Genomic DNA, 25,460 nt, shown 5'->3' with positions numbered 1-25,460 from the left:
CTTCATGCTTAAAACCCATACCCGTGTCCTCCTGGCGGGCCTGCTGTTGCTGGTCATCCTGCTCCTGACCGCCTGCGCCAAGGACATCCCCGTCTACACGCCTCCGGCCGAACGGACCGTCGCGCCCGTCGACAAGCCCTGGGTATCCGGCCAGTTCCTGGCCCTCGCCTACCACGACGTCGAAGACGAAGACCCCGACCAGGGCTTCCTCAGCGTGCGCACCGACCGCCTGGTCGACCAGTTGGCCTGGCTGCGCGAGAACGGCTACCAGGCCGTGTCCGTGGACCAGATCCTGGACGCGCGCAATGGCGGCAAGCCCCTGCCCGAGCGGGCCGTGCTGCTGAGCTTCGACGACGGCTACCGCAGCTTCCTTACCCGAGTCCTGCCCATCCTGAAAGCCTATCGGTGGCCGGCCCTGCTGGCGCCTGTGGGCATGTGGATGGATACGCCCGCCGGCAGGCAGGTGGACTTCGGCGGCAGCCCCCAGCCGCGCGGCCGCTTCCTGGACTGGAACGAGGTCCGCGAGATCTCGCAGTCCGGCCTGGTGGAGATCGCCGCGCACACGGACGCCTCCCACTACGGCGCGCTGGCCAATCCGCAAGGCAACACCGAACCGGCCGCCGCCATCCGGGTCTACGACGGCCGCGGCCGCCAGTACGAATCGGAGGCGCAGTTCCAGGCCCGCATGGGACGGGACGTGGCCGCCATCACCGACAAGATCCGCCGCGCCACCGGCAAGTCGCCGCGCGTCTGGGTGTGGCCCTACGGCGCCGAAGGCGGCTCGACCCTGAAGATCGCGGACGAGCATGGCTACCGGATGGCGCTCACGCTGGAGGACGGCCCCAGCCGGGTGTCCCGCCTCATGTCGACGCCGCGCCTGCTGCTGGCCAACGACCCGCGGTTGCGGCCCTTCGCCGACAGCATCGCGGGCATCGAGGCCCTGCCCATGATGCGCGTGGCGCACGTGGACCTGGACTATGTCTACGATCCCGATCCGGACCAAGCCGACCGCAACCTGGGCGAACTGGTGCAGCGCATCGTGGACATGCAGATCAATACGGTGTTCCTGCAGGCGTTCGCCGACCCCGAGGCCGACGGGCTGGTCAAGTCCGTGTACTTCCCCAACCGCTGGCTGCCCATGCGCGCGGACCTGTTCAACCGCGTTTCCTGGCAATTGCAGAACCGGGCGCACGTGAATGTCTATGCCTGGATGCCGGTGCTGGCGGTCGACCTCGACCCCTCCATCGGGCGTGTCACGCGCTGGGATCCCGCCCATCCCGACGCCGCCCCGGCGCCGGATCCGGACCAGTACCTGCGCCTGTCGCCCTTCGATCCGGTGGCGCGCCAGCGCATCGGCGATCTGTACGAGGACCTGGCGCGCTACACCCTGTTCGACGGCGTGCTGTTCCATGACGATGCCGTCCTGAGCGACTTCGAGGACGCCAGCCCCGGCGCCCTGGCGGCCTACCGCAAGGCCGGTCTGCCCGGGTCGGTCGCCGAACTGCGCGCGGACCCGGACACGCTGCAGCGCTGGACGCGCCTGAAAAGCCGCGCGCTGGTCGACTTCACGGCCGAGCTGGCCGAACGCGTGCGCGCGGTGCGCGGCCCGCAGATCAAGACGGCCCGCAATATCTACGCCGAACCCATCCTGAACCCCGCCAGCGAGACCTGGTTCGCGCAGAACCTGGACGACTTCCTCGGCGCCTACGACTGGACCGCGCCGATGGCCATGCCGCGCATGGAGAACGTGCCCGAGAACCGCGAAAACGCCTGGCTGGACCGGATGGTCGACGCCGTCGCCAGGCGGCCCGGCGCGCTGGACAGGACCGTGTTCGAACTGCAGGCGCGCGACTGGCGCACGGGCCCCGGCCGTCCGGAAGCCGCGCCGGTCGACACCGCCGTGCTCGCCGGCTGGATGAAGCGCCTGCAACTGCGCGGCGCCCGCAGCTTCGGCTACTACCCCGACGACTTCTCGCAAGACCAGCCCCGGCTGCAAGACATCCGGCCCGCCATTTCCGATGCGTGGTATCCCATCCGATGATAGACCGACTGATCGCCCTGATTATTCTCTGCGCGATGCTCGGCGCGCCCTTCGGCTTCACCCTGATGCTGACCGGCGAGGCGCTCCTGGGCTTCGTGTTCTTCTACCCCCTGTTCATGTCCGGCATGTGGATGACCGGCGGCCTCTATTTCTGGTGGCACTGGGAGCGGCACTGGCAATGGGGCAAGGACCGCGAGCCGCCGCCGCTGGCGGGCAATCCGCTGGTCTCCATCCTGGTGCCCTGCTTCAACGAGGCGGACCATGGCGAAGAGACCCTGCTGGCCGCGCTGGGCCAGAATTATCCGCACATCGAAGTCATCGCCATCAACGACGGCTCCAGCGACGGCACGGCGGACATGCTGGACCGGCTGGCATCCATCCATGACCGCCTGCGCGTGGTGCACCTGGCGCAGAACCAGGGCAAGGCCATGGCACTGCGCATGGGCGCGCTGGCGGCGCGCAGCGAATACCTGGTCTGCATCGACGGCGACGCGATGCTGGATCCGGACGCGGCCGCCTACCTGGTGGCGCCGCTGCTCGACAATCCGCGCGTGGGCGCGGTCACCGGCAACCCGCGCATCCGCACGCGCTCGACGATGATAGGCCGGATCCAGGTGGGGGAATTCTCCTCGATCATCGGCCTCATCAAGCGCACGCAGCGCGTCTATGGACAGGTCTTCACCGTGTCCGGCGTGGTCGCCGCGTTCCGCCGCGCCGCGCTGGACCGCGTGGGCTACTGGAGCCTGGACATGATCACCGAAGACATCGACATAAGCTGGAAGCTGCAACGCGACCACTGGTCGATCTTCTACGAGCCGCGCGGACTGTGCTGGATCCTGATGCCCGAAACCCTGCGCGGGCTGTGGAAGCAGCGGCTGCGCTGGGCGCAGGGCGGCGCCGAAGTCTTCCTGAAGAACCTGCGCTCCATCTGGAGCTGGCGCCATCGCCGGCTGTGGCCGCTGGTGGCGGAATTCTGCCTGTCCACCGCCTGGGCCTTCGCCTTCGCCATATCGGTGCTGCTGTGGGCCGTCAGCCAGGTGGTCGATCTGCCCAACGACATGCACATCGCCAGTCTGATACCTCCCGCCTTCACCGGCATGATGCTCGCGATGGTGTGCCTGCTGCAATTCGCCGTCAGCATCCTGATCGACCGCCGCTACGAACCCGGCCTGCCGCGCGCCCTGTACTGGGTCATCTGGTATCCGCTGGCCTTCTGGATGGTGAGCCTGTTCACCACCCTGGTCAGTTTCCCCAAAGTCATGCTCCGCAAGCAGGCCCAGCGCGCGCGCTGGACCAGCCCGGACCGGGGCATCAAATCACCGGACGCATCATGATCATCACCACGCAACGGTCCCGCGCGGGCTATCTGTTCGACCTCGTCCTGACCGCCGTCGGCTGGTTCGCCTTCGTCTACCTGTTCGGCGCGGGCATCCTGGCCATCCTGAGCGGCGCGGCGGAAGGCCCCGGCCTGTCGCCGTGGCCGGCCTTCGTGCCCACCCTGCGCACGCTGTCGGGCTATGCCCTGCTCGCGGCGGCCAACGCCGCCGTGCTGGTGGCGTGGGCGGTCTACAACCATCGCCGCTTTTCCGGCAAGGACCGCCGCAAGCCGATCAAACCCTTGAGCGACCACGGGCTGGCGATGAGCTTCGCCCTCACGCCGGCGCAGCTAACGCATTTGCGATCCAGCCGTTCGGCCGTCGTCCACCACGGGGAGGACGGGGAAATCACCAGCATCGACACCCGCAGCCCCCTCCTGACCGCCCTGCGGACAGGCTGAGCCCGAAGGCGGGACGGCGCCGTCCCGCCCCTCGCGCGCCGGCTCAGGCGCGCGCCTTTTCCACGTCCGGCAGCAGGATCGCCACCACGCCCAGCAAGGGCAGATAGGCGCAGACCTGATACACGTAGCCGATACTCGTGGCGTCCGCCAGCTTGCCCAGCGCCGCTGCGCCCACGCCGCCCATGCCGAAGGCGAAGCCGAAGAACAGGCCGGCGATCATGCCCACCTTGCCCGGGACCAGTTCCTGCGCGTAGACCACGATGGCCGAAAAGGCGGAGGCGAGCACCATGCCGATGACCACGACCAGCGCCCCCGTCCAGAACAGGTTCGCATGCGGCAGCAGCAGCGTGAACGGCGCGACGCCCAGGATCGACACCCAGATCACGATCTTGCGGCCGATGCGGTCGCCGACGGGGCCGCCCACCAGGGTGCCCACCGCCACCGCGGCCAGGAACAGGAACAGGAAGAGCTGCGCCTCGCGCACCGACAGGGCGAACTTGTCCATCAGGTAGAAGGTGAAATAGCTGTTCAGGCTGGCCAGGTAGAAATACTTGGAGAACACCAGCACGCCCAGCACGGCCAGGGCGCCCATCACCTGCCGTTGCGACAGCCCGTGGCCGGCTCCCTCGCGGCGCGCCCGCGGCTTGAGCCTGACGCGGTTGGCGCTGTACCAGCGCCCGATGCCCGTCAGCACCACGATGCCGAACAGCGCCGCCAGCGAAAACCACGCCACGCTGCGCTGCCCGTGCGGAATGATGAACAGCGCGGCCAGCAGCGGGCCCAGCGCCGACCCCACGTTGCCGCCCACCTGGAACAGCGACTGCGCCAACCCGTGGCGGCCGCCCGACGCCATCCGCGCCACGCGCGACGATTCCGGATGGAACACCGACGAGCCCGTGCCCACCAGCACCGCGGCCGCCAGCAGCCAGCCGAACGACGGCGCGACCGACAGCATCAGCAGCCCCACCAGCGTGAAACCCATGCCCACCGGCAGCGAATACGGCTTGGGATTGCGGTCGGTGTAGAAGCCGATGAAAGGCTGCAACAGCGAGGCCGCCAGTTGGTACACCAGCGTGATCAGGCCGATCTGCGCGAACGACAGGCTGAACGAATCCTTCAGCATGGGGTAGATGGCCAACAGGATCGACTGGATCATGTCGTTCATCAGATGCGCCACGCTGATCGCGCCCAGCACCTTGAAGGCGGTGGACGGATCCGAGGCGGCGGCCGGGGCCGCGGGCGGGGCGGGATTGCCGTCGGCAACGGCAGCGGGGTTCTGGGCGGAGTTCATGGTCTCGGACGATAATGGGATGGCCTGCCCGGCGCCGCGCCGGGACCTGTGGACAGTGTAGGAATCCCGCGCCGGCCCGACATGCCAATTTTCGTCGTATAAGTGACAAAATGCGGATATCGCCCTTTTGGCATCCTGCTCATCCTTATGTCGGAAGTGACACCCATGCCCGCACGCCCCGCCCTGCCCGACCCCGCCCGCAGCGTCAACGCGCAGGACTACCAGGACCGGCCGCGCGTGGTCACGGCCATGGCCAAGGAATTCCCCGCCGGCGCCCAGACGGGCACCCACTCCCACCCCCGGGCCCAGTTGATCTATGCCGTCGAGGGCATCATGCGCGTCACCACGCCCAGCGGCTTCTGGGCCCTGCCCCCGCTGCGCGCGCTGTGGGTGCCGGCGGGCGTGCCGCACGGCGTGGACATGGTGGGCGCCGTCTCCATGCGGTCGCTCTATCTCCAGGCCGAGGCCGCCGAGCGCTACTGGCCGCAATGCCAGGTGGTCGAGGTCAGCGGACTGCTGCGCGAACTGGTCCTGGCGCTCACGGCGGAACCCATCGACTACCCGCTGGGCGGCCGGGCCGAGCAGATCGCCGCCCTGGCGCTGTCCGAACTGTCCGCCGCCCGCGTCGCGCCGATCCAGATCCCCTGGCCCCGCGACCGCCGCCTGCAGACCATCTGCGCGGCCATCCTGGACCAGCCGGGCCTGCAACGCGGCATCGAGGACTGGGGCAGCGAGGTCGGCGCCAGCGCCCGCACGCTGATCCGGCTGTTCCAGGCCGAACTGGGGCTGAACTACCGCCAGTGGGTGCAGCAGGTGCGGCTGGCCGACGCGGTGTGCCGCCTGTCCCTCGGCGAGCCCATCGCGCGGATCGCCTCCGGCCTGGGCTACCGCAGCGCCAGCGCGTTCTCGGCCATGTTCCACCGCGCGCTGGGCGCGCCGCCCCAGCGTTACCTGCGGCCGGCCCCGAAAGGGTGAACGGGCGCGCGGCCGCGGCGGCCGGCCTTGCCGTTTGTCACGGCCCGAAATACAATTTTGGTTACCGAAACCTTATTGCACGCTGGGCGGTCTATACCGTTCTGTCCTAGAATCGCCTGCAATGAGCACCCCCCAGCAATCTCCCGCCACCCCGGGCGGCAAACCGGGCTTCCCCTGGAAACGACTCCTCGTCAAGACGGGCATCGCCGCCGCCGGCGCCGGCGTGTGCGGCGCCGTCCTGCTCGGGCTGGCGCTGGCCCTGGCATGGCCCAGCCTGCCGGACCTGCACGCCATGACCGACTACCGCCCCCGGGTGCCGCTGCGCATCTATACGGCGGACAAGGTGCTGATCGGCGAATACGGCGAAGAACACCGCAACGTCCTGCGTTTCGACGAGATCCCGCCCGTGATGCGCCAGGCGGTGCTGGCCGCCGAGGACGACCGCTTCTACAGCCACGGCGGCGTGGACTGGATGGGCGTGGCGCGCGCGGTGCTGACCAACCTGGTCAAGGGATCCAAGACGCAGGGCGGCAGCACCATCACCATGCAGGTGGCGCGCAACTTCTACCTGTCGTCGGAAAAGACCTATTCGCGCAAGTTCTATGAACTGCTGCTGACCTTCAAAATCGAATCCGAGCTCACCAAGGACCAGATCCTAGAGCTCTACATGAACCAGATCTACCTGGGCCACCGCGCCTACGGCTTCGCGGCCGCCTCGCGCACCTACTTCGGCAAGCCCCTATCCGAAGTGACCCCGGCCGAAGCCGCCATGCTGGCGGGCATCCCCAAGGCCCCCTCGCGCTTCAACCCCATCACCAACTTCCCGCGCGCCGAGATCCGCCAGCACTACGTGCTGGGCCGCATGAAGACGCTCGGCTACCTGACGCCCGAACAGGCGGACGAAGCTCTGAAACAGCGCCTGACCATCCGCGGCGCGGACGGCACGAGCGCGCGCGGCTTCGCGGTGCACGGCGAGTATCCCGCCGAACTGGCCCGCCAGTTGATGTACGGCGTGTTCCAGGAAGAAACCTATTCCAAGGGCATCGACGTCTACACCACCATCGACTCCAAGGACCAGGAAGCCGCCTACCTCGCGGTGCGCGACGGCGTGCTGGACTACACGCGCCGCGCGCCGTATCCCGGCCCGGAAGACCAGATCGACCTGCCCGAAGGCGTCGAAAAGGACCCGGCCGCGCTGGACGAGATCCTGGACGGGGTGCAGGAAAAGACGCCCGACAGCGAAGACCTGCTGACCGCCGTGGTGCTGGCCGCCAGCCCCACCGAAGTGACGCTGGCCCGCAGCGCGCGCGACATCGTCACGATCTCCGACAAGAAGGCCCTGGCGGTCGTCGCCCGCGCGCTGAACCCCAAGGCCGGCGACAGCCAGCGCCTGCGCCGCGGCTCGGTGGTGTACCTCCACAAGAACGGCGACAACTGGGAAATCATCAACATGCCGGCGCTGCAGGCCGCGCTGGTGTCCATGGCGCCCCAGGACGGCGCCATCCGCGCCATGGTCGGCGGCTTCGACTACAACCGCGGCGGTTTCAACCGCGTCACCCAGGCCTGGCGCCAGCCCGGCTCCAACATCAAGCCCTTCGTCTACGCGGCCGCCCTGGAACGCGGCCTGACGCCGGCCACCCAGATCTCGGACCAGCCCTTCATGCTGACCGCCGAACAGACCGGCTCCAAGGCCTGGCAGCCCAAGAACGACGGCAACAAGTACGAGCCCATGCTGACCCTGCGCCAGGGCCTCGTGCGGTCCAAGAACATGGTGTCGATCCGCATCCTGCAGGCCATCACGCCGCAGTACGCGCAGGACTACCTGACCCGCTTCGGCTTCGACAAATCCCGCTGGCCCGCCGTGCTGCCCCTGGCGCTGGGCGCGGGCGGCGCCACGCCCCTGCAGGTCGTCAACGCCTACGGCGTGTTCGCCAATGGCGGCTACCGCGTCACCCCCTACCTGGTGGACCGCGTCACCGACCGCTCCGGCCACGTGCTGATGCAGGCGCAGCCGGTCGTCGCCGGCGACGAGCAGGCGCGCGCCATCGACCCGCGCACCGCCTGGGTCATGGACGACATCCTGCGCGGCGTCACGGTCAGCGGCACGGCCGCGCGCGCGCACCAGGTGCTCAAGCGCAACGACGTGGGCGGCAAGACCGGCACCACCAACGAAGCCGTGGACGTCTGGTTCTCGGGCTTCACGCCCAACCTGGCCACCACCGTCTGGATGGGCTTCGACCAGCCCCGCTCGCTGGGAACCAACGAGTTCGGCAGCGGCCTGGCCCTGACCACCTGGCTGGACTACATGCAGCCGGTGCTCAAGGGCGTCCCGGAAGGCAAGCCCGCGCCGCGCCCCGACGGGCTGCTGGTGGACAACGGCGAATACTATTTCTCGGAATTCCCGCCCGGGCAGGCCGTGGCGTCGCTGGACCTGTCGTCCGGCGACGAATTGACGGACTTCCTCAACAACAACCGTTCGACGGACGGCGCCGACACCTCGGTGAAGCCGCTGCCGCCCAACGGCGGCGCGGCGCCGCTCGACGCCCCCGTCCAGACGCCGCAGGCGCTGCCGATCCCGGTCCCCCGCGCCGACGGCGCCCCGGCCGGCAACACGCCGTTCTTCCCGCCCATCCCCGTGCCGCGCGTCGACGCCGACGCCCCCGCGCAACCCGGCGCCGTCAGCGGCCCCGGAACGGTCTCGGCGCGGCCGCTCTAGCCTGACCGCAGTGCCTCCCGCGGGTGTCAGACACCCGTACGAGACAGACTCCAGGCTGCAACAGCGTTTCCGGGTGTCTGACACCCATCGCACCGCCCGGGTGCTTGATACTTCGCGCAGGTGTCAGACACCCGTACGAGACAGACTCCAGGCTGCAACAACGTTTCCGGGTGTCTGACACCCATCGCACCGCCCTGGTGCTTGATACTTCGCGCAGGTGTCAGACACCCGTACGAGACAGACGCCAGGCCGCAACAACGTTTCCGGGTGTCTGACACCCATCGCACCGCCCAGGTGCTTGATACTTCAGAAGGCGTTTCACATTCAGCCGGTGTCAGACACCACGGTGTCTGACACACGGAAGGCTCGGCTGGTGTCTGACACACGGAGCATCAGGCTTCCGTCACCACCTCCCGCGGCCAGGCCTGCAGCGTCTCCAGTTCCAGGAACGTGAAGTAGCCGGACTTCCACCCTTCGGTGTCGATGTGATAGACATTCCCCAGCAGCAGCGGCGCCGCGACCGGGGTATGCCCCGCCACCACCGCCCGCACGCCCTGGATGCCGGTCCGGTTCATCTGCCGCAGGCGGTCGCGCGACCACTGGCAGGCCTCGCTGGTGCGCTGATAACGGTCCTGCAGCGCGGATTCCAGGCGCGGCCAGAACAGCACCGGGCAGTCCGCGTGCAGCAGGCCCACCGCGCCGGCCGAGGTCTCGACCTCGATGGCGATGGGCAGCCGCGCGAAGGCCTCGGCGAAGACCTCCTGCCGTTCCGGCGGCAAATCCAGGAACCAGCCGCCGCCGTAGCCGCGCCAGTTCTCCACGTCCACCCGCCCCGTGCGCACGTGCCGGATGGCGTAGTCCTCGTGGTTGCCCTGCACCGCGTAAAACCAGGGACGGGCCAGCCAGTCCAACGCGGCCTCGTTTTCCGGGCCGCGGTCCACCAGGTCGCCCACGGAGAACAGCCGGTCCCTGGACGGCTCGAAGCCCAGTTGGTCCAGGCTGTCCTCCAGGCGGGAAAAATGGCCGTGCAGGTCGCCCACCGCGAAATCGCGGCCGTGCTCGTTGCGCGGGACTTTGAGAAAACGCTGCTCCATGATCCGGAACTACCACCGTATTGATGCCTGAACCTTCTTTTTAACCCGCTTTCGATCCGTCCCCGCCGCGCCCCCGCGCCACGCCGTGGAAAAACCACGTGACGAGAATCGATATTATTCGTGATAATGTCGGGACTTTCCCCAACACGCGCCTCGAAGGGCCGCGTGAACCGCCACTGCCCAGTTCCATGACAGCCGCGTCCACCATCAAAACCTGGTATCTGGTCCACAAATGGACCAGCCTGGTCTGTACGATCTTCCTGCTCATCATCTGCCTGACGGGCCTGCCCCTGGTGTTCCATCACGAGATCGAACACTGGCTGGACGACGGCAAACCGCTGTCGGACGTGCCCGCCTCGACGCCGCCCGCCAATCTCGACAAACTGATCGGCACCGCCAAGTCCATGTACCCGGGCGAAGCCGTCGACTACCTGTTCTTCGATCCCGACGAACCCCAGGTCTACGTCGGCATGGCGAAAAAACCCGGCGACGGCCAGGTGTCCGGCCATGCCGTGCGCATGGACGGCCGCACGGGCGACGTGCTGCTGGACGGCCCGCCCTATGCCCAGGACCGCTTTTCGTTCATGGGCATCATGCTGGCCCTGCACGTGGACCTGTTCGCCGGCCTGCCCGGCGAGCTGTTCCTGGGCTTCATGGGCCTGCTGTTCTGCGTGGCCATCGTCTCCGGCGTCGTGCTCTACGGCCCGTTCATGAAGAAACTGGAATTCGGCACGGTGCGCGCGGCCCGTTCCACGCGCCTGAAATGGCTGGACCTGCACAACCTGCTGGGCATCGTGACGCTGGTCTGGGCCTTCGTGGTGGGCGTCACCGGCGTCATCAACGAACTGTCGACGCCGCTGTTCCGCCTGTGGCAGTCCACCGAACTGGTGCGCATCCTGGAACCCTACAAGGGCGAGACGGTGCCCACCGAACTGGCCTCGGCCCAGTCCGCCGCCGACACGGCCAGGAAGGCCCTGCCCGGCAACGAAGTGTCGTTCATCGCCTTCCCCGGCAACGCCTTCGGCAGCCCCCACCACTACATCGCCTGGATGCGCGGCGATTCGCCGCTGACCTCGCGCCTGAACACGCCCGTCCTGATTGACGGCAAGACCGGCGAACTGACGACCGTGGCCCGCATGCCCTGGTACCTGACCGCCCTTGAATTGTCGCGCCCGCTGCACTTCGGCGACTACGCCGGCATGCCCCTGAAGATCCTCTGGGCGCTGCTGGACATCATCACCATCGTCGTCCTGGTCAGCGGGCTCTATCTCTGGCTGGCGCGGCGCCGCGCCACCGACGCGCGCATCGCCGAACTCGTGCGCAAGCACCAGGCCGCCGCCATTCCCGACAGGACCCCCGCATGACGAAGACGACCCGCGGTTTCATGTTTGTCTGGGGCGCGCCGATCGTGCTGGGCGTGCTCAGCGTGTTCGGCCTGATGGCCGCCCTGCTCGGCACCGGCGGCTGGCACTGGGCGTCCTGGGTCGCCCTGGCCATCCTGCTGGTGGTGATCGTGCGCTACTGGGCATTCCCAATCAAGTAGGATGGGTGGAGCGCGAGAGTTCTTAAGCTAGAACACCGCCCTCCAGCGCGCGCAACCCATGCGGCCGTAGGCAGATTGTGCCTGGCATCGGCCGGAAAACAAGCGATTGCGGCCGCATGGGTTGCGCGCGCTGGATACCTGAGTTCTTGCCCAGGAACTGCCGCGCTCCACCCATCCTACCCAAACGTTTCCGGGTCCGGTCCCAGGCGCTTGCCGTCCGGGATGCCGTCGATGGCGGCCATGTCCGCCGCCGACAATTCGAAGTCGAAGACGTCGATGTTCTCGCGGATGCGGGCCGGCGTGACCGACTTCGGGATCACGATCAGATCGTTCTGCAGGTGCCAGCGCAGCGTCACCTGGGCGGGCGACTTGCCGTACTTCCGCGCCAGGTCCACGATGGCCTTTTCCTTGGCCACCCCGCCCTGGGCCAGGGGGCTCCAGGATTCGGTCGCGATGCCGTGCCTGGCATGGAAGGCGCGCAAGCCGCGCTGGGAGAACCCGGGGTGCAGCTCGATCTGGTTCACCGCCGGGGTGACGCCGGAGGCGTCGATCAGGCGCTCCAGGTTGGCCTGCGTGAAATTGGACACGCCGATCGAGCGCGCGCGGCCGTCTTCCTTCATCTCGATCATGGCCCGCCAGGCATCCAGGAACGTCTCGCCGCCGGCGACCGGCCAATGGATCAGGTACAGGTCCACGTATGCCAGGCCCAGCTTCCCGAGGCTCTCGTCCATGGCCTTGTGGGCCTCGTCGTAGCCGTGCCGGTCGTTCCAGAGCTTGGTCGTGATGAACAGGTCCTTGCGCGCCACGCCGGAGCCGCGCAGGCCCGCGCCCACGCCGGCCTCGTTCCCGTAGATGGCCGCGGTGTCCACGGAGCGGTAGCCTGCCGCCAGCGCTTCTTTCACGCTGGAGGCCGCCTGCTCGTCCGGAACCTGCCAGACGCCCAGGCCCAGTTGCGGAATCCTGCCGCCGTCGTTCAATTTCACTGCGGGTACTTTCGCCATAAGACCCTCCGTAGCTTGCAACGCGACGCTCGCGCGGCGAATACGCGCCAGGTCGCGCAACCAAGGGGCAGCCGGGCTCGATCCTTGGTTGGAACAGTAAAAATGCGGGCCCTCCAGGCTGCGCCCGTGTCGCGATACCGGATTGGAAGCGCCGGGAGAGACCTGCCCATCCCGGCGCCATGATCCCGATAATACCCCCAGGGCCTGCGCGCCGCGGTCCCGGGCAAGAATGCGGCAGGTGCCCGATAATGCCGTTCACCCGGCCCGCCGCCCCGCGCCCGGCCCTGCGCAACCACCCTCACCCGCCCCATGAATCCTCCTGAAACCCGGCCCGAGAACGGCGGCAATCTGCATACGCTGCGCACCCTCTTTCCCTACCTCTGGCCGCCCGGCAGGACGGGCCTGAAAGCCCGCGTGGTCGCGGCGCTGCTGTGCCTGTTCGCCGCCAAGGCGGCCACGGTCTACGTGCCGCTGCTGTACAAGCAGGCCGTGGACGAACTCGGCAAGGGCGCGCCGGGGACCGTCACGGTGCCCCTGGGCCTGATCCTGGCCTATGGCAGCGCCAGAGTGCTTTCCCTGCTGTTTTCCGAACTGCGCGACGCGATCTTCGCCCGGGTCGGCCAGCACGCCATCCGCGCGGTCGGGCTGCAGATCTTCCGGCACCTGCACGCGCTGGCGCTGCGCTTCCACCTGGAGCGCCAGACCGGCGGCCTGAACCGCGCCATCGAGCGCGGCACCAAAGGCATCCAGACGCTGCTGTCGTTCCTGCTCTTCAACATCCTGCCGACCTTCTTCGAAATCGGCCTGGTCTGCATCGTGCTGTGGAAGATGTTCGACGTCTGGCTGGCGCTGGCCACCGGCGCGACCGTCATCCTGTACATGGGCTACACCCTCGTCGTCACGGAATGGCGCGCCAAGTTCCGGCGCCTGATGAACGAGACCGACTCCGAAACCAACACCAAGGCCATCGAAAGCCTGCTGAACTACGAAACGGTCAAGTATTTCGGCAACGAAGAGCACGAAGCCCGCCGCTACGACGCGTCGCTGACCCGCTACGAACGCGCCGCCGTGCGCAGCCAGGTCAGCCTGTCGATCCTCAATATCGGCCAGGCAGCGATCATTTCGGCCGGGCTGACCCTCGTCATGTGGATGGCCGCCACCGGCATCGCCGAGGGCCGCTACACACTGGGCGATTTCGTGCTGGTCAACACCTACCTGCTGCAGTTGTACTCCCCGCTGAGCTTCTTCGGCTTCATCTACCGCGAAATCAAGCAGGCCATGGTCGACATGGAACGCATGTTCGAGCTGCTGGGCCAGGACCGGGAAGTGGCCGACCGTCCGGACGCCCGGCCCCTGCGCGTGGCGGGCGGGCAGGTGGAGTTCCGCGACGTGCGCTTCGGCTACGACGCGCGCCGGCCCATCCTCAAGGGCGTCAGCTTCACCATCCCCGCCGGCAAGACGGTGGCCGTCGTGGGCACGTCGGGCGCCGGAAAGTCCACCATCGCCCGCCTGCTGTTCCGCTTCTACGACGCCGACGGCGGCGCGATCCTGGTCGACGGCCAGGACGTGCGCGACGTCGCGCAGGCCAGCCTGCGGGCGGCGATCGGCGTGGTGCCGCAGGACACCGTGCTGTTCAACGACACCATCCGCTACAACATCGGCTACGGCCGCCCCGAAGCCGGCGACGAAGAAATCGAGGCGGCCGCCCGCCTGGCGCACATCCACGACCTGATCATGGCCATGCCCGACGGCTACCGGACCCTGGTCGGCGAGCGCGGCCTGAAGCTGTCCGGCGGCGAAAAGCAGCGCGTGGCGATCGCCCGCACCCTCCTCAAGAATCCCGCCATCTTCCTGTTCGACGAGGCCACCAGCGCGCTGGACACCCACACCGAGCGCGAGATCCAGGCCAATCTGCGCGAAGTCAGCCAGGGCCGCAGCACCCTGATCATCGCCCACCGGCTGTCCACCGTGGCGGACGCCGACGAGATCATCGTGCTGGCCGAAGGCCGCATCGTCGAGCGCGGGCGCCATGCCGACCTGCTCGCGCAAGACGGCGTGTACGCCAGCATGTGGGCGCGCCAGCAGGAACGCGCCCCCGCCGTCCCGGCGGATTGACAAGGCCGCCCCCTTGGACGACTATCCTCCCCTTTGATTTCCAGGCCTTCCATGCAGGACTCTCCCGCCGCCGCCGAAGTCCGCGTCTGCGCCGCCACCGACCTCGTCAATGGCGGCCTGGGCGTGAAAGTCCCCGTGTCCGACGGCGCCGGCCGCACGACCGCGTTCTTCGTGCGCTACCAGGACCGCGTGCACGGCTACCTGAACCGCTGCGCCCACGTGGGCGTGGAACTGGACTGGGAAGGCAGTTTCTTCACCCGCGCGGGCGACCTGCTCATGTGCGCGCGCCACGGCGCCACCTATCAGCCCGACACCGGCCTGTGCGTGGGCGGACCCTGTAAGAACGGCCGACTGACCGCGCTGTCGGTCGAGGAACGCCAGGGCGGCGTCTACTGGCGGCCCGCCGGCAAGATCCGGCCGCTGGACGACGCGGCCGCCTGAACGGGAACCGGCCGCTCCGCGTAGCGGCGCGCCAGCACCGCGCACACCATCAACTGCATCTGGTGGAAGATCATCAGGGGCAGCACCACCACCCCCATCTGCGACGTGCCGAACAGGACGGTGGCCAGCGGGATGCCCGAGGCCAGCGACTTCTTCGAACCGCAGAAGACCAGCGTGATCTCGTTCTCCTTGGACAATCCGAGCTTGCGAGCGCCCCACGTCGTGATCAACAGCGCCGACCCCAGCAGCAAGGCGTTCACCAGCACCATGGAGGCCATGTCGATCGCCGGGAACGCATGCCAGATTCCTTGCGCCACGGCTTCGCTGAACGCGGTGTAGACCGCCAGCAGGATGGAGCTGCGGTCCACTTTCGCCAGCGTGCGGCTGTTGCGCTGGGCCCAGGCGCCGATCCACGGCCGCAACAGACTGCCCATCGCGAACGGCAGCAGTAGCTGCAACAGGATGCGGCCGGCATCGGCCAGGCCATGGCCCCCGCCCTGGCGGTGCAGCAGCACCGCCACCAGCAGCGGCGTCAGCACGGTGCCCAGCAGATTCGACGCGGTGGCCGCGCAGATCGCGCCCGGGATGTTGCCGCGCGCCATGGACGTCAGGGCGATGGAAGACTGCACGGTGGAGGACAAGGTGCAGACGAACAGCACGCCCAGCCACAGCGCCGGCGCCAGCAGGCCCGGAAACAGCGCCCGCAGGCCCAGCCCCAGCGCGGGAAACAGCAGGAAGGTGCAGGCCAGGATCAGCGCGTGCAGGCGCAGGTCCTTCACCCCGGCCACGATGGCCTCCGTGGACAGGCGCGCGCCGTGCAGGAAGAACAGCAGCGAAATCGCCAGGTTGCTCGCCACCATCATGAACGACGCCCCCTTGCCCACCGCCGGAAAGAAACTGGCGAAGGCCACGGTGGCGATCAGGACGAGCGTGAATTGGTCGGGAAGAAAGCGGCGCATGGCAGGGATTTCCGTGGAACTTGCGGAAAACTATAGGCGCGCGCCTTGTCATCGTGAAGGCCATTGAGTACTTTAACTGTCATCGAAATACCCTATGACCAGGCACGATGCTCAATCCCTTGTGGCTCAAAACCTTCGCCGCCGCCTCCGCCGCTCCCAGCTTCACGGAAACCGCGCGGCGGCTGGGCCTGACGCAGCCGACCGTCAGCGAACACATCCGCCAACTGGAACTGGCGCTGAACCGCCGCCTGTTCCTGCGCGACACGCACTCGCTCGTCCTCACCAGCGACGGCCGCAGCCTGCTGGTGCACGCCGAAATCATCCTGGACGCCCATGAACGGGCCGAACGCCTGTTCGACGCGCCGCGCCTGCGGGGCCGCGTGCGCCTGGGCACCTCGGACGACCTGGCGATGGGCCCGCTGCCCGACGTGCTGGCCGCCTTCCGGCTGGCCCACCCCGAAGTGGAACTGGACCTGACCATCGGCGTCACCAGCGAGCTCTACAAGCTGCTGGACGACAACGGGCTGGACGTCATGATCGGCAAGCGCCGCCGCGGCGACCGCCGCGGCCAGACGCTGCACAAGGAAGCCCTGCTGTGGCAGGCCAAGGAGGGGCTGCGCGTGGCGCCCGACATGCCGCTGCCGCTGATCCTGCTGCGCGAGCCCAGCGTCACGCGCACGCTGGCGCTGGACGCGCTCGCGCGGGCCGGGCGCAGTTGGCAGATCGTCTGCACCAGCACCAGCTACGCCGGCTGCCAGGCCGCCGCCCGCGCGGGCCTGGGCATCACCGTGCAGCCCTCGCACCTGTCCACCGCGGGGCTGGCCGCGCCCGCGGGCGCCGCGCAACTGCCGGCGCTGCCGCAGGTGGAATTCATCGTGATTTCGGCGCCCTCGCCGAACCGGCCCACCCGCGCGCTGACCGACATCCTCATGCGCAGCACGCTGACCTGACCCCCGGCCTCAGCTCGCGGCCGGGCGCGTATGCCGCACGCTGCCTTCCAGCGGCTGCGGCTGCTTGAGCAGGTTCAGGATCGGGCACCATTGCTCCACCGCCTCGTGCACCGCGCGCACCGCGCTCTCGTCGGCCGGCGAGACGATGTGGGCCGTGTAGCGGATATTGTGCGGAAAGAACGGGACCTTCTCGTAGCCCGGCTTGCCGCCGCGCGGATCCAGGTCGCCCTCGATCTCCACCTGCAGCGATTCCAGCGGCAGTTCCAGTTCCGCCGCCTTGATCAGGAAGATGTGCGTCAGGCAGCTACCCAGCGACCCCAGCAGCAGTTCGGGAGAACTGGGCCCCAGGTCGTAGCCGGCGAAATCCGCCGGACTGTCGCTGACCACCTGGTGGTCCCGGATGCGGATGCGGCGCACGCCGCTGCGTCCTTCGGCGCTGACCTGCGCGCGCAGTTTCACCGGCGCCAGCGTTTGCGGATCGCGCGCGTTGCGCGCCAGCACGGCATCGCGCTTCTGGCCCAGGTACTCGTTCAACGTACTCATCTTGCAGACCTCGCATAGGATTGGAATGTGCTGGGATACGCGCCTACTGTTCGCGGCGGATATCCGGCAAGGCGATGGGCGCACGATCCATCGCCAGCAAAAGTTCGCCCAGGCCGCCGGCCGACCCGTCTTCCATGCGTCCGGCGGGCCCGCAGACGTTGTCGGCGCTGGTCCAGGCCGGCGCCGCGCCAGGCAGGCGGCGCGCCCGCAGCCAGCCACGGCGGTCGACCAGGAACTGCGCGCCCGCCAGTTCGTCCGGCGGCACGCCCGCCGCCAGCGCGTACGCATCCCAGGCCTGGGCGCCGGCCGCCACGCAGTCCGCGTCCGGCCAGCCCGCCCCGCCGCGCGTCAACGCCACGGTGAGCAGGCGCGGATCCTGCGGTTCCTCGGGGGCCCGCGGCGCATACGCGACCACGCGCAGGGGCAATCCGCGCAATCCGCTCAGGCGCGTTGCGCGCCCATCGCGGCAGTCCAGCGCCACGACCGGCGCGGGAACGGCCGGCATCCCGGCGCCCCCGCCCGCCGCGTACGCCCGCAAGCGCAGATAATCCAGCACCTGCCAGATCTGCCGCGGATCCAGGGTCTGCCCGAACGCCGGCATCGCGGGCCGGCCGGCCGGAACCTGCCCGCCCTCGGCCACCCGCCAGTGCAGGTCGCCCTCCAGCCGATTCTCGAACAGCGCCGGGCCCAGCACGCTCGGCCACACCGGCAGCCCCGCCGCCCGCTCGCCGCGCCCGTCGGCCGCCGCGCCATGGCAGGCGGCGCAATGCGCCTGGTACAGGCGCCCGCCGTCCAGCAGATTGGCGTCGGAGAACGGCAGCGCGGAACGTTGATAGGAAGAGCGGTTCGCTTCGGTCAACAGCATCTGCGGACGCGGCCAGTCCGCGGCCAGCGCAAGCGCGGCGGCGGCGGCCAGGCACGCAAGGCGCCAACGCCCGGCCGCCAGCGCGGCCGCCAGCAGGACCGCGGCGGCCCCGGTCTGCGCCAGCGCCGCCCACAGCCGGCGCCAGGTGTGCGGGCTGACGGGCAGGTCCGGGTCGTAGCGCCAGGCGAAGGGCCAGTGGGCGATCGCCAGCGCCTCGCCGGGCAACCGCCAGATCGCGGTTCCGAAAACCAGCGCCAGCAGCGCGAGCGCGCCGGTCAGCATGGCTTCCAGGCGCCGCCAGGCGGGCCGCTCGGCGGCGGACGCGGATGCCTGGCGCCGATGCAACCAGGCCGCGCCCGCGGCCGCCAGCAGCAGGACCAGCACGACCGCCAGCACCAGGTGCCCCAGGCGCGATCCCAGCAGGCCCGGCACGCCTTGCGCCTGCCGCCATCCCAGGACCAGCAGTCCGCCCGCCGCGCCCAGCGCCCCCGCGGCCAGCCATGGCAGGCCCGGCCCCGCCGCGCCTGCCTGCGGAACGCGCCGCGCGGACCGCGACCACGCCAGCATGGCGGCGCCGGCCGCCACGGCGGCGAGCGCCAGCCCTCCGGTATTCACCACGTCGCATCCAGCCCCAGCAGGGCCAGCGCGCGATGGCGCAGCTCGGCCAGGCGCGGATCGCCGCGGTGCCGCGGGTATGGCAGGTCGTTCACGATCTCGGCCTTGATCCGCGCGGGGCGCTCGCTCAGCACCACGATGCGCGACGCCATGAACAAGGCCTCTTCCACGTCGTGCGTGACCAGCAGGGCCGTGAAGCCCGAGCGCTGCCAGAGTTCCACCAGTTCCGACTGCATGGCGATGCGGGTCAACGAATCCAGCTTGCCCAGCGGTTCGTCCAGGATCAGGATGCGCGGGTCGTTGACCAGCGCGCGCGCCAGCGCGGCGCGCTGCGCCATGCCGCCCGACAACTGGTGCGGATATGCCTGGCCGAACGCCTTCAGGCCCACGCGGTGCAGGGCGTCGTCCACCCGGCCGCGCTGCGCCTTCAGCAGTCCCCGCGCCTGCAGGCCCAGGGCCACGTTGTTCCAGACAGTGCGCCAGGGATACAGCGTGGGGTCCTGGAAGACGACGATGCGCGACGGCGACGGCCCCGCTATCGGCTCGCCGTCCGCCAGCAGGCCGCCCTCGGCCGGCGGCTCCAGACCGGCCACCAGCCGCAGCAGCGTCGACTTGCCGCAGCCGCTGGGGCCCAGCAAGGCCACGAACTCGCCCGCCTTCACGTCCAGGTCGATGCCGTCGAGCACCGGCAGGGCCGCGCCGTCCAGATCGAAATGATGGTTCACGCCGCGCACGGCCAGCGCCGCGCCGCGCGCATCCGGCCTTTCCGCCACCGCCGCCCCTACCATTTCACGACTCCGTTCTGCCATGCCAACAGGCGGTCGCGCCCCAGGAAGAGCAGGCTGATCAGCCCGGAGAACACCAGCGCCATCACGATCAGCGCCCCGTACATGTTGGCGTAGGACGCCCAGCCCTGCGCCCACGACAGGTACCAGCCCAGCCCCGACTTGACGCCCATCATCTCGGCCGCGACCAGCACCGAGAACGACGCGCCCAGCCCCATGAACAAGCCCACGAAGACCTGCGGCAGCGCCGCCGGAATCGCCACCCGCAGCACCAGGAACCATTCGCTGGCCCCCATGGTGCGGGCCACGTCGTAGTACGCCCGGTTCACTCCGGCCACGCCCGACCAGGTCAGCACCGTGACCGGGAACCAGGTCGCCAGCGCGATCAGGAATACGGCGGCCGACCAGCTCGATGGAAAAAAGAAAAACGCCATCGGCAGCAGCGCCGTGGAAGGAACCGGTCCCAGGAAGCGCAGCACGGGATGCACCCAGTAGCCCAGCCCCCGCGACCAGCCGATCGCGACCCCCGTGAGGAATCCCGCCGCCGCGCCGAGCAGAAAGCCGTTGGCCAACAGCCACAGCGAATTCGCCAGGCTGTCGGCCAGGCGCTGGTAGTCGGTGGCATACACCTCGATCAGCGATTGCGGCGGCGCGAAGAACGGGCTGGGCAGGAGCGCGAGCTTGGCCGTCGCGATCTCCCAAGCACCCACCGCCACGGCCAACGCCGACAGCCAGGGTCCGGCCCGGTGCAGCGCGCGCACCGGCCGCAGCCGGCCGGCGCCGGGCACGGCCGCCAGCAACAGCAGCGCCGCCAGCGCCACGGCCGCCGCGCCGAATTCGCGCGTGTAGCCCCAGGACGAAAAGCCCACCTGCACGTTCGGCCACGCCAGCGTCACGCCGCCCACGCCGGCCCACAGCGCCGCGGCCGCGACGCCGGTCTTCCACACCCGCCAGCCGCGCGGCGCCGCGCTCCCGCCCGCCGCGGCCGCGGGCAGCACGTCAGCCGAGGACATTGGGCACCACCGCCAGCGCGTACTTGTCGATGTCCAGGCCCGGGCTGAGCACCTTGATGGTCTTCAGGTCCTTCGCGTAGCCCACGATCTCCTCGCGCAGCGCGGCCCCGGTCGACGCGTGCCCATGGCTATGGCTGCGCAGGATCGCGGCCACTCGCTCGGCCGGCACCTTGCCGGGCACGTAGGGCGCGAAGATGCGGGCCGTCTCGTCCGGATTGGAGGCGGTCCAGCGCTGCGCGTCGATCACCGCCCGCGAGATGGCCGCGGCGGCCTCGGGATCGTTGCGCACCAGGTCGCCGCGCAAGCCCAGCACGCAGCACGTGCGGTTCTCGTAGTCGCCCTCGATATTGGTCGCGATCTCGCGCAGCTTGTTGTCTTCGCGCAGCGTGTAGATCAGCGGATCGTCGCCGGCGATGGCGTCGACCTCGCCCTTGCGCAGGACTTCGCCGAACAGGTCCTGGGGATACTGGCGCCAGTCCACCGATTCAGGATCGATGCCCAATTGCGCCACGCGGATGGCGAAGAAGTTCTTCACCGGGCTGGCCTGGTCCGACACGGCCACGCGGCGTCCCTTGAGATCGCTCACGCTCTTGACGGGCGAGTCCGCCGCCGTCAGCAGGCGCATGCAGCCGCCATGCGTGCCCACCGCCAGCTTGACGTCGAAGCCCTGCTCCAGCGGCTTGAGCCAGCGCAGCGCCATGCCGATGCCGCCATCGGCATGGCCGGTCGCGATCGCCTCCAGCAACTGATCGGTGGACCCGCTGAAGTTGATCCGCTCGACCTTCAGGCCGTACTTGTCGAAGAAGCCGCGCTCCAGCGCCACGGATACGGGCGACTGGCAGACCGCGGTCTGGCTCCATGCAATCTTGAATTCGCGCGGCGCGCCGCTGGCCGCCAGCACACGCGACCCGAGCATGCCCAGCGGCGCGGCCAGTCCCGCGATGCCGGCGGCGCGCAACAGCGCGCGACGCGAGAGCCCCCGCGCCGCCAGGGCGCCGGAATGGACGTTCGTATTCATCAACCTTCCTTTTGAGCAGACTGTGAATGGCGATGATTGCCATGCGGCATCATCGGCCTGCGCTCAGGGGTTCGACAAATACAAAGTCGGGATAACAATATGGGGCGGCGGCCGGCCTCGCCCGCGCGCGCCGCTATTCGGGCAGGTGGTCCGGCACGCCGTCGGCGTCCACGTCCTCGACGCGGTCCAGCGCGTTGCGCGCGGCCGACATGGCTTCGACGGTGCTGCGGAAGCGGCGGCTCGCGAAGATCTCGAACGCCTGGTTGTCCGGCTCGGAATCGTCGTCCTGGCCGCCCGCCTCGATCTCCGCGCCGTCCTTCTTGCCGAGCCGCCGCGTTTCCAGAAAGGCGCGCGGCGGCGTGCGTCCCTCGGGCTGCGTCGCGTACGCGACCACCGAGAACCCATTGATGATCTTCTCAGCCATGGCGGCTCCGTATCGCCGCTCCGAAAGCGGCGCGGCTCCTGTTACAGACTACGGCCCGTCATCTGAAAACTTAAGTCGGCGCGGCCTGGCGCGCCCGCACGTATGCCGCCACCTGCGCAAGCACGTCGGACAGGTCGGCCTGCAGCGGCGCGAAACCCGAATTGCGCTCGCGCGTGGCCTCGTCCATGTACAGCGGGCGGCGGATCTCCACCTGCAGACTATGGCGGTTCAAGGCCGGCTGGCCGATCTGCGCGATCAGTTGCACGCCCTTGTAGGGATCGTTGCGCGCAACCGTATACCCTTTGTCGCGCAGCGCCGCTTCGATCAACGCGATGAATTCCGGTTCGCACGTCGTGCCGTCGCGGTCGCCCAGCACGAAGTCCGCCAGCGGATGCTCGCTCTGGCGGCCCAGGCGCTCGTAGGCGTCGTTGGGCATGGAATGCAGGTTCAGGTGCCACACGGCGCCGAACCGCTGGACCACCCGCTGAATCGCCTGCGACAGGGCCGCATGGTAGGGCTGGTAGTACGCCTGGATGCGGTGCCGCACCTCGGCCAGCGTCAGCTTGCGGTCGTAGATCGGCGTCGCCTTGTCCATCCTGCGCCAGATCAAGCCCTTGCCCAGCCGGGTCTTCTCGCCCGGATCCAGGGCCTCGGGCCAGGGTTCGGCCAGCAGTTCCGGGTCCAGGTCCTGCAACGTGCGGTTGGGATCGATATAGACGCGCGGAAAGTTCGCGGCGATCAGCGTCGCGCCCAGGGCGGGCGCCGCCGACCACAACGCGTCCACGTGCGTGTCCTCGCCCTGGCGCAGTTGCGCCAGGGTTGCCGCCGCCCCGAAATCCCCGGGATAGCGCTCGCCGCTATGCGGCGAATCGCAGACCAGGGGCAATGCCGGGCCTGCCGGTTCATGCACGGAAACTGCGTCGAAGTCGGCGTGGGTCATCGTCAATCAGCCTGAATGTTCGCGGTCTTGGCCACTTTGGCGTAGCGGGCCAGGGCCTGCTCGATCTGCGCCTGGAATTCCTGGGGCGTGGTGGGCATCAGCGTACCACCTACGTCCTCGGCCTTCCTGCGGAATTCCGGATCCTGCTGCGCGGCCCGGACGGCCTGGTTCAGGCGGTCGACCACGGCCTGCGGGGTGCCCGCGGGCGCCACCAGCCCGAACCAGCCGCCCGTGCCCATGTCGGGATAGCCCAGTTCGATGTAGGTCGGCACGTCCGGCAGCAAGGGCGAGCGTTCGGCGCCCAGCACCGCCAGCGCCCGCAGCTTTCCGCCCTGCACCTGCGGCAAGGTCGACGACAGGTTGTCGGTGATCGCGTCCACCTGACCGCCCATCACGTCGTTCAGCGCCGGGCCCGCGCCGCGGTACGGCACGTGCAGCAGCTCGATGCCGGCCAGCATCATGAAGTTCTCGATGTTCACGTGGCCCAGCGAGCCCACGCCCGGCGAGGCGAAGCTGTAGCGTTCCGGCGCGCCCTTGGCCAGGGCCACGAATTCGGCCATGTTCTTGGCCGGGACGTTCGGGTTGATCGCGAAGATGCTGGGCACGGCCACCACGTTGGCCACCGGCACGAAATCCTTGACCGGGTCGTAGTTCATCTTCCGGTAGACGGCCGGGTTCGAGCCGTGCGTGCTCATGGTGGCCATGCCGATCGTGTAGCCGTCGGGCGTCGAGCGCGCCACCTGCTCCATGCCCAGCGAACCGCCCGCGCCGGCCTTGTTCTCGACCACGATGGTCTGCTTCAGGTCGCGGCCCGCGTACTCGGCGACCAGGCGGGCCACGATGTCGGTCGAACCGCCCGCGGCGAAGGGCACCACCAGCTTGATCGGACGGACGGGATACTCGCCGGCCTGGGCGGCGCCGGCGAAGGTCAGGTTGGCGAACAAGGCGGCGAGCGCGAAGCGCGCGGACCGGCCGAAAAGGCGGCGGGACATGGGGATGGCTCCGAAAGGTGAAGGTCTATCGACAAGGCCGCCAGTGTCCGAACTTTACGGTCCCCTTTCAAACGACTATATTGCACTCTTTCATTACCAAAGGTCATGCTGGATGCGCCTGCAATCGCCATCCATGTCCGAACTGCATGCCTTCGTGACGGCGGCGCGCCTGGGCAGTTTCACGCAGGCCGCCGAGGCCCTGTGCGTCACACAGGGCGCGGTCAGCCGCGCCATCGCCAGGCTGGAAGCGCATTTCGGACAGCCGTTGATGCACCGGAACGCCCACGGCCTGACCCTGACCGACACCGGCCGCCGCCTGTACGACGGGGCCCAGGCCCCCTTGCAGGCGATCGAGGCGCTCAGCGCCGAACTGCGCGCCGACGACCGCCGGCTGCGCCTTACGCTGTCCTCGGTCCCCACGCTGGCCAGCGCCTGGCTGGTGCCGCGCCTGCCCGACTTCCACCAGCGCCACCCCGACATCCAGCTCAGCTTCGCGGCGTATCGCCGCAACGAAGACTTCTCGGCCGCCACGCCCGACGCCAGCATCCTGTCGGGCACGCCCGAGCAATGGCCCGGCTGGCACGCCGACTATGTGATCGGCCGCGAGATGGTCGTGATCTGCCACCCCGGCCGGCTGGCCGCGCGCCGGGCGCAGGGGCTCTGGAACACGCCCGCCGGCCTGCTCGGCGAAGCGCTGCTGTATCACTCGAATGGCGTGGACAACTGGGCGCAGTGGTTCGCGGCCGCCGGCGTTCCCCGCGAATCGGTCAAGCTGTCCAATGGTTTCGACCAGGTGTCCATCCTGGTGCGCGCCGTCATGGCCGACATGGGCATCGCCGTCCTGCAGCGCTGCCTGGTCCGCGACGACCTGCAGGCCGGGCGCGTGGCGGCCCCCTTCCCCGACCTGCCCATACGCATCGCCCGCGGCTACCACCTGTGCGCCCCGGCCCAGCGCCGCGACCACTATGCGCTGGCCTGTTTCCGGCTGTGGCTGCTGGAAACCGCCGGCCGCGATCCCGACGTGCTGGCGGCCGGCGCGCCGGGATAACACCGGTTTCCCGCCGGCCCCGGCCTATTATTCCAAATAAAACGGGCTCCTCCGGAGCCCGTTTTCAATCGCGCGGCGCTATGTTCACGGCGCCAGCTTGAAGCCGAGGTCGACGCCCCACTTGTCGGTTTCGCGCAGCCATTTGGCGCCGCAATTCAGGCAGCGGAAATGGTCCTCGCGGCTTTCCTCGCGCCCTCTCTGGGTTGGATTGGTGAATCCTTGATGTCCGAGTTGGGCATGCGGCGCAACGCCAGCAAGCCCCGGGTTAATGCGTTGGCAAGCCAAGCACATAACGCTCATTGATGCTTCCCCAC

24 protein-coding genes are annotated in these 25,460 nt (G+C 69.0%); 11 read left to right on the top strand and 13 right to left on the bottom strand.

Going from position 1 to position 25,460, the window contains the following annotated elements:
• Positions 1-4: 4 nt before the first annotated feature.
• From pgaB to pgaD, 3 genes are read left to right on the top strand one after another with little or no spacing between them, the layout of a single operon-like run.
• Positions 5-2,041, top strand: coding sequence for a poly-beta-1,6-N-acetyl-D-glucosamine N-deacetylase PgaB (pgaB, locus tag WHX56_RS15940; protein ID WP_338878334.1), 2,037 nt, complete (start codon positions 5-7; stop codon positions 2,039-2,041).
• The gene (gene pgaC, locus WHX56_RS15935) at positions 2,038-3,375 is read left to right on the top strand and encodes a poly-beta-1,6-N-acetyl-D-glucosamine synthase (RefSeq protein WP_338878333.1); all 1,338 of its coding nucleotides are present in this window, start codon (positions 2,038-2,040) and stop codon (positions 3,373-3,375) included. Before pgaB ends, pgaC begins: the two co-directional genes overlap by 4 nt.
• Positions 3,372-3,818 carry a poly-beta-1,6-N-acetyl-D-glucosamine biosynthesis protein PgaD gene (gene pgaD / locus WHX56_RS15930; protein WP_287756501.1) on the top strand — a complete coding sequence of 149 codons (447 nt, stop codon included), beginning with the start codon at positions 3,372-3,374 and terminating at the stop codon, positions 3,816-3,818. The genes pgaC and pgaD overlap by 4 nt, the downstream gene beginning before the upstream one ends.
• Before the next feature lie 43 nt (positions 3,819-3,861).
• Here the strand turns inward: pgaD and WHX56_RS15925 are convergent, their stop codons facing one another.
• On the bottom strand, positions 3,862-5,109 hold the full coding sequence (locus tag WHX56_RS15925) for an MFS transporter (protein WP_287756502.1): 1,248 nt from the start codon (positions 5,107-5,109) through the stop codon (positions 3,862-3,864).
• 165 nt (positions 5,110-5,274) lie between these two features.
• Here WHX56_RS15925 and WHX56_RS15920 point away from each other — a divergent pair, with 165 nt between their 5' ends.
• Positions 5,275-6,084: an AraC family transcriptional regulator gene (locus tag WHX56_RS15920; protein WP_129244340.1), complete on the top strand. Its 810-nt coding sequence runs from the start codon at positions 5,275-5,277 to the stop codon at positions 6,082-6,084.
• A gap of 121 nt (positions 6,085-6,205) precedes the next feature.
• Positions 6,206-8,800, top strand: coding sequence for a PBP1A family penicillin-binding protein (locus WHX56_RS15915; RefSeq protein WP_338878332.1), 2,595 nt, complete (start codon positions 6,206-6,208; stop codon positions 8,798-8,800).
• A 392-nt stretch (positions 8,801-9,192) separates the two neighbouring features.
• Here the strand turns inward: WHX56_RS15915 and WHX56_RS15910 are convergent, their stop codons facing one another.
• Entirely contained in the window at positions 9,193-9,894 is a 702-nt protein-coding gene (locus WHX56_RS15910; RefSeq protein ID WP_129244336.1) for a metallophosphoesterase, read from the bottom strand.
• 188 nt (positions 9,895-10,082) lie between these two features.
• Between WHX56_RS15910 and WHX56_RS15905 the strand changes: the two genes are divergently transcribed.
• Complete coding sequence (locus WHX56_RS15905; protein ID WP_129244334.1) at positions 10,083-11,258, top strand: PepSY-associated TM helix domain-containing protein; 1,176 nt, start codon at positions 10,083-10,085, stop codon at positions 11,256-11,258.
• A complete protein-coding gene (locus WHX56_RS15900; RefSeq protein ID WP_129244332.1) occupies positions 11,255-11,437 on the top strand; it encodes a hypothetical protein in 183 nt (60 codons plus the stop codon). The genes WHX56_RS15905 and WHX56_RS15900 overlap by 4 nt, the downstream gene beginning before the upstream one ends.
• 176 nt (positions 11,438-11,613) lie before the next feature.
• Here WHX56_RS15900 and WHX56_RS15895 read toward each other — a convergent pair whose 3' ends face one another.
• Positions 11,614-12,438: an aldo/keto reductase gene (locus tag WHX56_RS15895; protein ID WP_287755046.1), complete on the bottom strand. Its 825-nt coding sequence runs from the start codon at positions 12,436-12,438 to the stop codon at positions 11,614-11,616.
• Between the two features lie 309 nt (positions 12,439-12,747).
• On the opposite strand from WHX56_RS15895, the gene WHX56_RS15890 reads away from it, so the two are divergent.
• Positions 12,748-14,553: an ABC transporter ATP-binding protein/permease gene (locus WHX56_RS15890; RefSeq protein ID WP_338878331.1), complete on the top strand. Its 1,806-nt coding sequence runs from the start codon at positions 12,748-12,750 to the stop codon at positions 14,551-14,553.
• 51 nt (positions 14,554-14,604) lie between these two features.
• Positions 14,605-14,994: a Rieske (2Fe-2S) protein gene (locus tag WHX56_RS15885; protein WP_338878330.1), complete on the top strand. Its 390-nt coding sequence runs from the start codon at positions 14,605-14,607 to the stop codon at positions 14,992-14,994.
• Here the strand turns inward: WHX56_RS15885 and WHX56_RS15880 are convergent.
• Positions 14,943-15,953 (bottom strand): bile acid:sodium symporter family protein, encoded by a 1,011-nt coding sequence (locus WHX56_RS15880; protein WP_338878329.1) that lies wholly within the window; start codon positions 15,951-15,953, stop codon positions 14,943-14,945. The two genes, WHX56_RS15885 and WHX56_RS15880, sit on opposite strands and share 52 nt — an antisense overlap.
• A gap of 107 nt (positions 15,954-16,060) precedes the next feature.
• Between WHX56_RS15880 and WHX56_RS15875 the strand changes: the two genes are divergently transcribed.
• Positions 16,061-16,903: a LysR family transcriptional regulator gene (locus WHX56_RS15875; RefSeq protein WP_338878328.1), complete on the top strand. Its 843-nt coding sequence runs from the start codon at positions 16,061-16,063 to the stop codon at positions 16,901-16,903.
• 9 nt (positions 16,904-16,912) lie between these two features.
• Here the strand turns inward: WHX56_RS15875 and WHX56_RS15870 are convergent, their stop codons facing one another.
• From WHX56_RS15870 to WHX56_RS15835, 8 genes are all read right to left on the bottom strand, one after another.
• On the bottom strand, positions 16,913-17,446 hold the full coding sequence (locus tag WHX56_RS15870; RefSeq protein ID WP_129244322.1) for an OsmC family protein: 534 nt from the start codon (positions 17,444-17,446) through the stop codon (positions 16,913-16,915).
• Positions 17,447-17,489: 43 nt separating this feature from the next.
• Complete coding sequence (locus tag WHX56_RS15865) at positions 17,490-18,929, bottom strand: c-type cytochrome (RefSeq protein WP_338878327.1); 1,440 nt, start codon at positions 18,927-18,929, stop codon at positions 17,490-17,492.
• Complete coding sequence (locus WHX56_RS15860) at positions 18,923-19,714, bottom strand: ABC transporter ATP-binding protein (RefSeq protein WP_129244320.1); 792 nt, start codon at positions 19,712-19,714, stop codon at positions 18,923-18,925. Before WHX56_RS15860 ends, WHX56_RS15865 begins: the two co-directional genes overlap by 7 nt.
• On the bottom strand, positions 19,708-20,724 hold the full coding sequence (locus WHX56_RS15855) for an ABC transporter permease (protein WP_338878326.1): 1,017 nt from the start codon (positions 20,722-20,724) through the stop codon (positions 19,708-19,710). The genes WHX56_RS15860 and WHX56_RS15855 overlap by 7 nt, the downstream gene beginning before the upstream one ends.
• Entirely contained in the window at positions 20,711-21,742 is a 1,032-nt protein-coding gene (locus WHX56_RS15850) for an ABC transporter substrate-binding protein (RefSeq protein WP_287751677.1), read from the bottom strand. The genes WHX56_RS15855 and WHX56_RS15850 overlap by 14 nt, the downstream gene beginning before the upstream one ends.
• Before the next feature lie 133 nt (positions 21,743-21,875).
• The gene (locus WHX56_RS15845) at positions 21,876-22,166 is read right to left on the bottom strand and encodes a hypothetical protein (RefSeq protein ID WP_287751675.1); all 291 of its coding nucleotides are present in this window, start codon (positions 22,164-22,166) and stop codon (positions 21,876-21,878) included.
• Positions 22,167-22,236: 70 nt separating this feature from the next.
• Positions 22,237-23,106, bottom strand: a complete 870-nt coding sequence (locus tag WHX56_RS15840) for an N-formylglutamate amidohydrolase (protein WP_338878325.1) — start codon at positions 23,104-23,106, stop codon at positions 22,237-22,239.
• 2 nt (positions 23,107-23,108) lie between these two features.
• The gene (locus tag WHX56_RS15835; protein WP_338878324.1) at positions 23,109-24,098 is read right to left on the bottom strand and encodes a tripartite tricarboxylate transporter substrate binding protein BugE; all 990 of its coding nucleotides are present in this window, start codon (positions 24,096-24,098) and stop codon (positions 23,109-23,111) included.
• 112 nt (positions 24,099-24,210) lie between these two features.
• On the opposite strand from WHX56_RS15835, the gene WHX56_RS15830 reads away from it, so the two are divergent.
• Positions 24,211-25,146 (top strand): LysR substrate-binding domain-containing protein, encoded by a 936-nt coding sequence (locus WHX56_RS15830; RefSeq protein WP_338878323.1) that lies wholly within the window; start codon positions 24,211-24,213, stop codon positions 25,144-25,146.
• Positions 25,147-25,230: 84 nt separating this feature from the next.
• On the opposite strand, the gene WHX56_RS15825 is transcribed toward WHX56_RS15830, so the two are convergent.
• Positions 25,231-25,446 (bottom strand): hypothetical protein, encoded by a 216-nt coding sequence (locus WHX56_RS15825; RefSeq protein WP_129244306.1) that lies wholly within the window; start codon positions 25,444-25,446, stop codon positions 25,231-25,233.
• Between the last annotated feature and the right edge of the window lie 14 nt (positions 25,447-25,460).

This window comes from Achromobacter veterisilvae (assembly GCF_037619525.1).
In the GTDB taxonomy this organism is placed as follows: Bacteria; Pseudomonadota; Gammaproteobacteria; order Burkholderiales; family Burkholderiaceae_B; genus Achromobacter; species Achromobacter veterisilvae.
The sequence above is the reverse complement of the archived record's forward strand: the minus strand, read 5'-3'. Positions and strand labels throughout refer to the sequence as shown.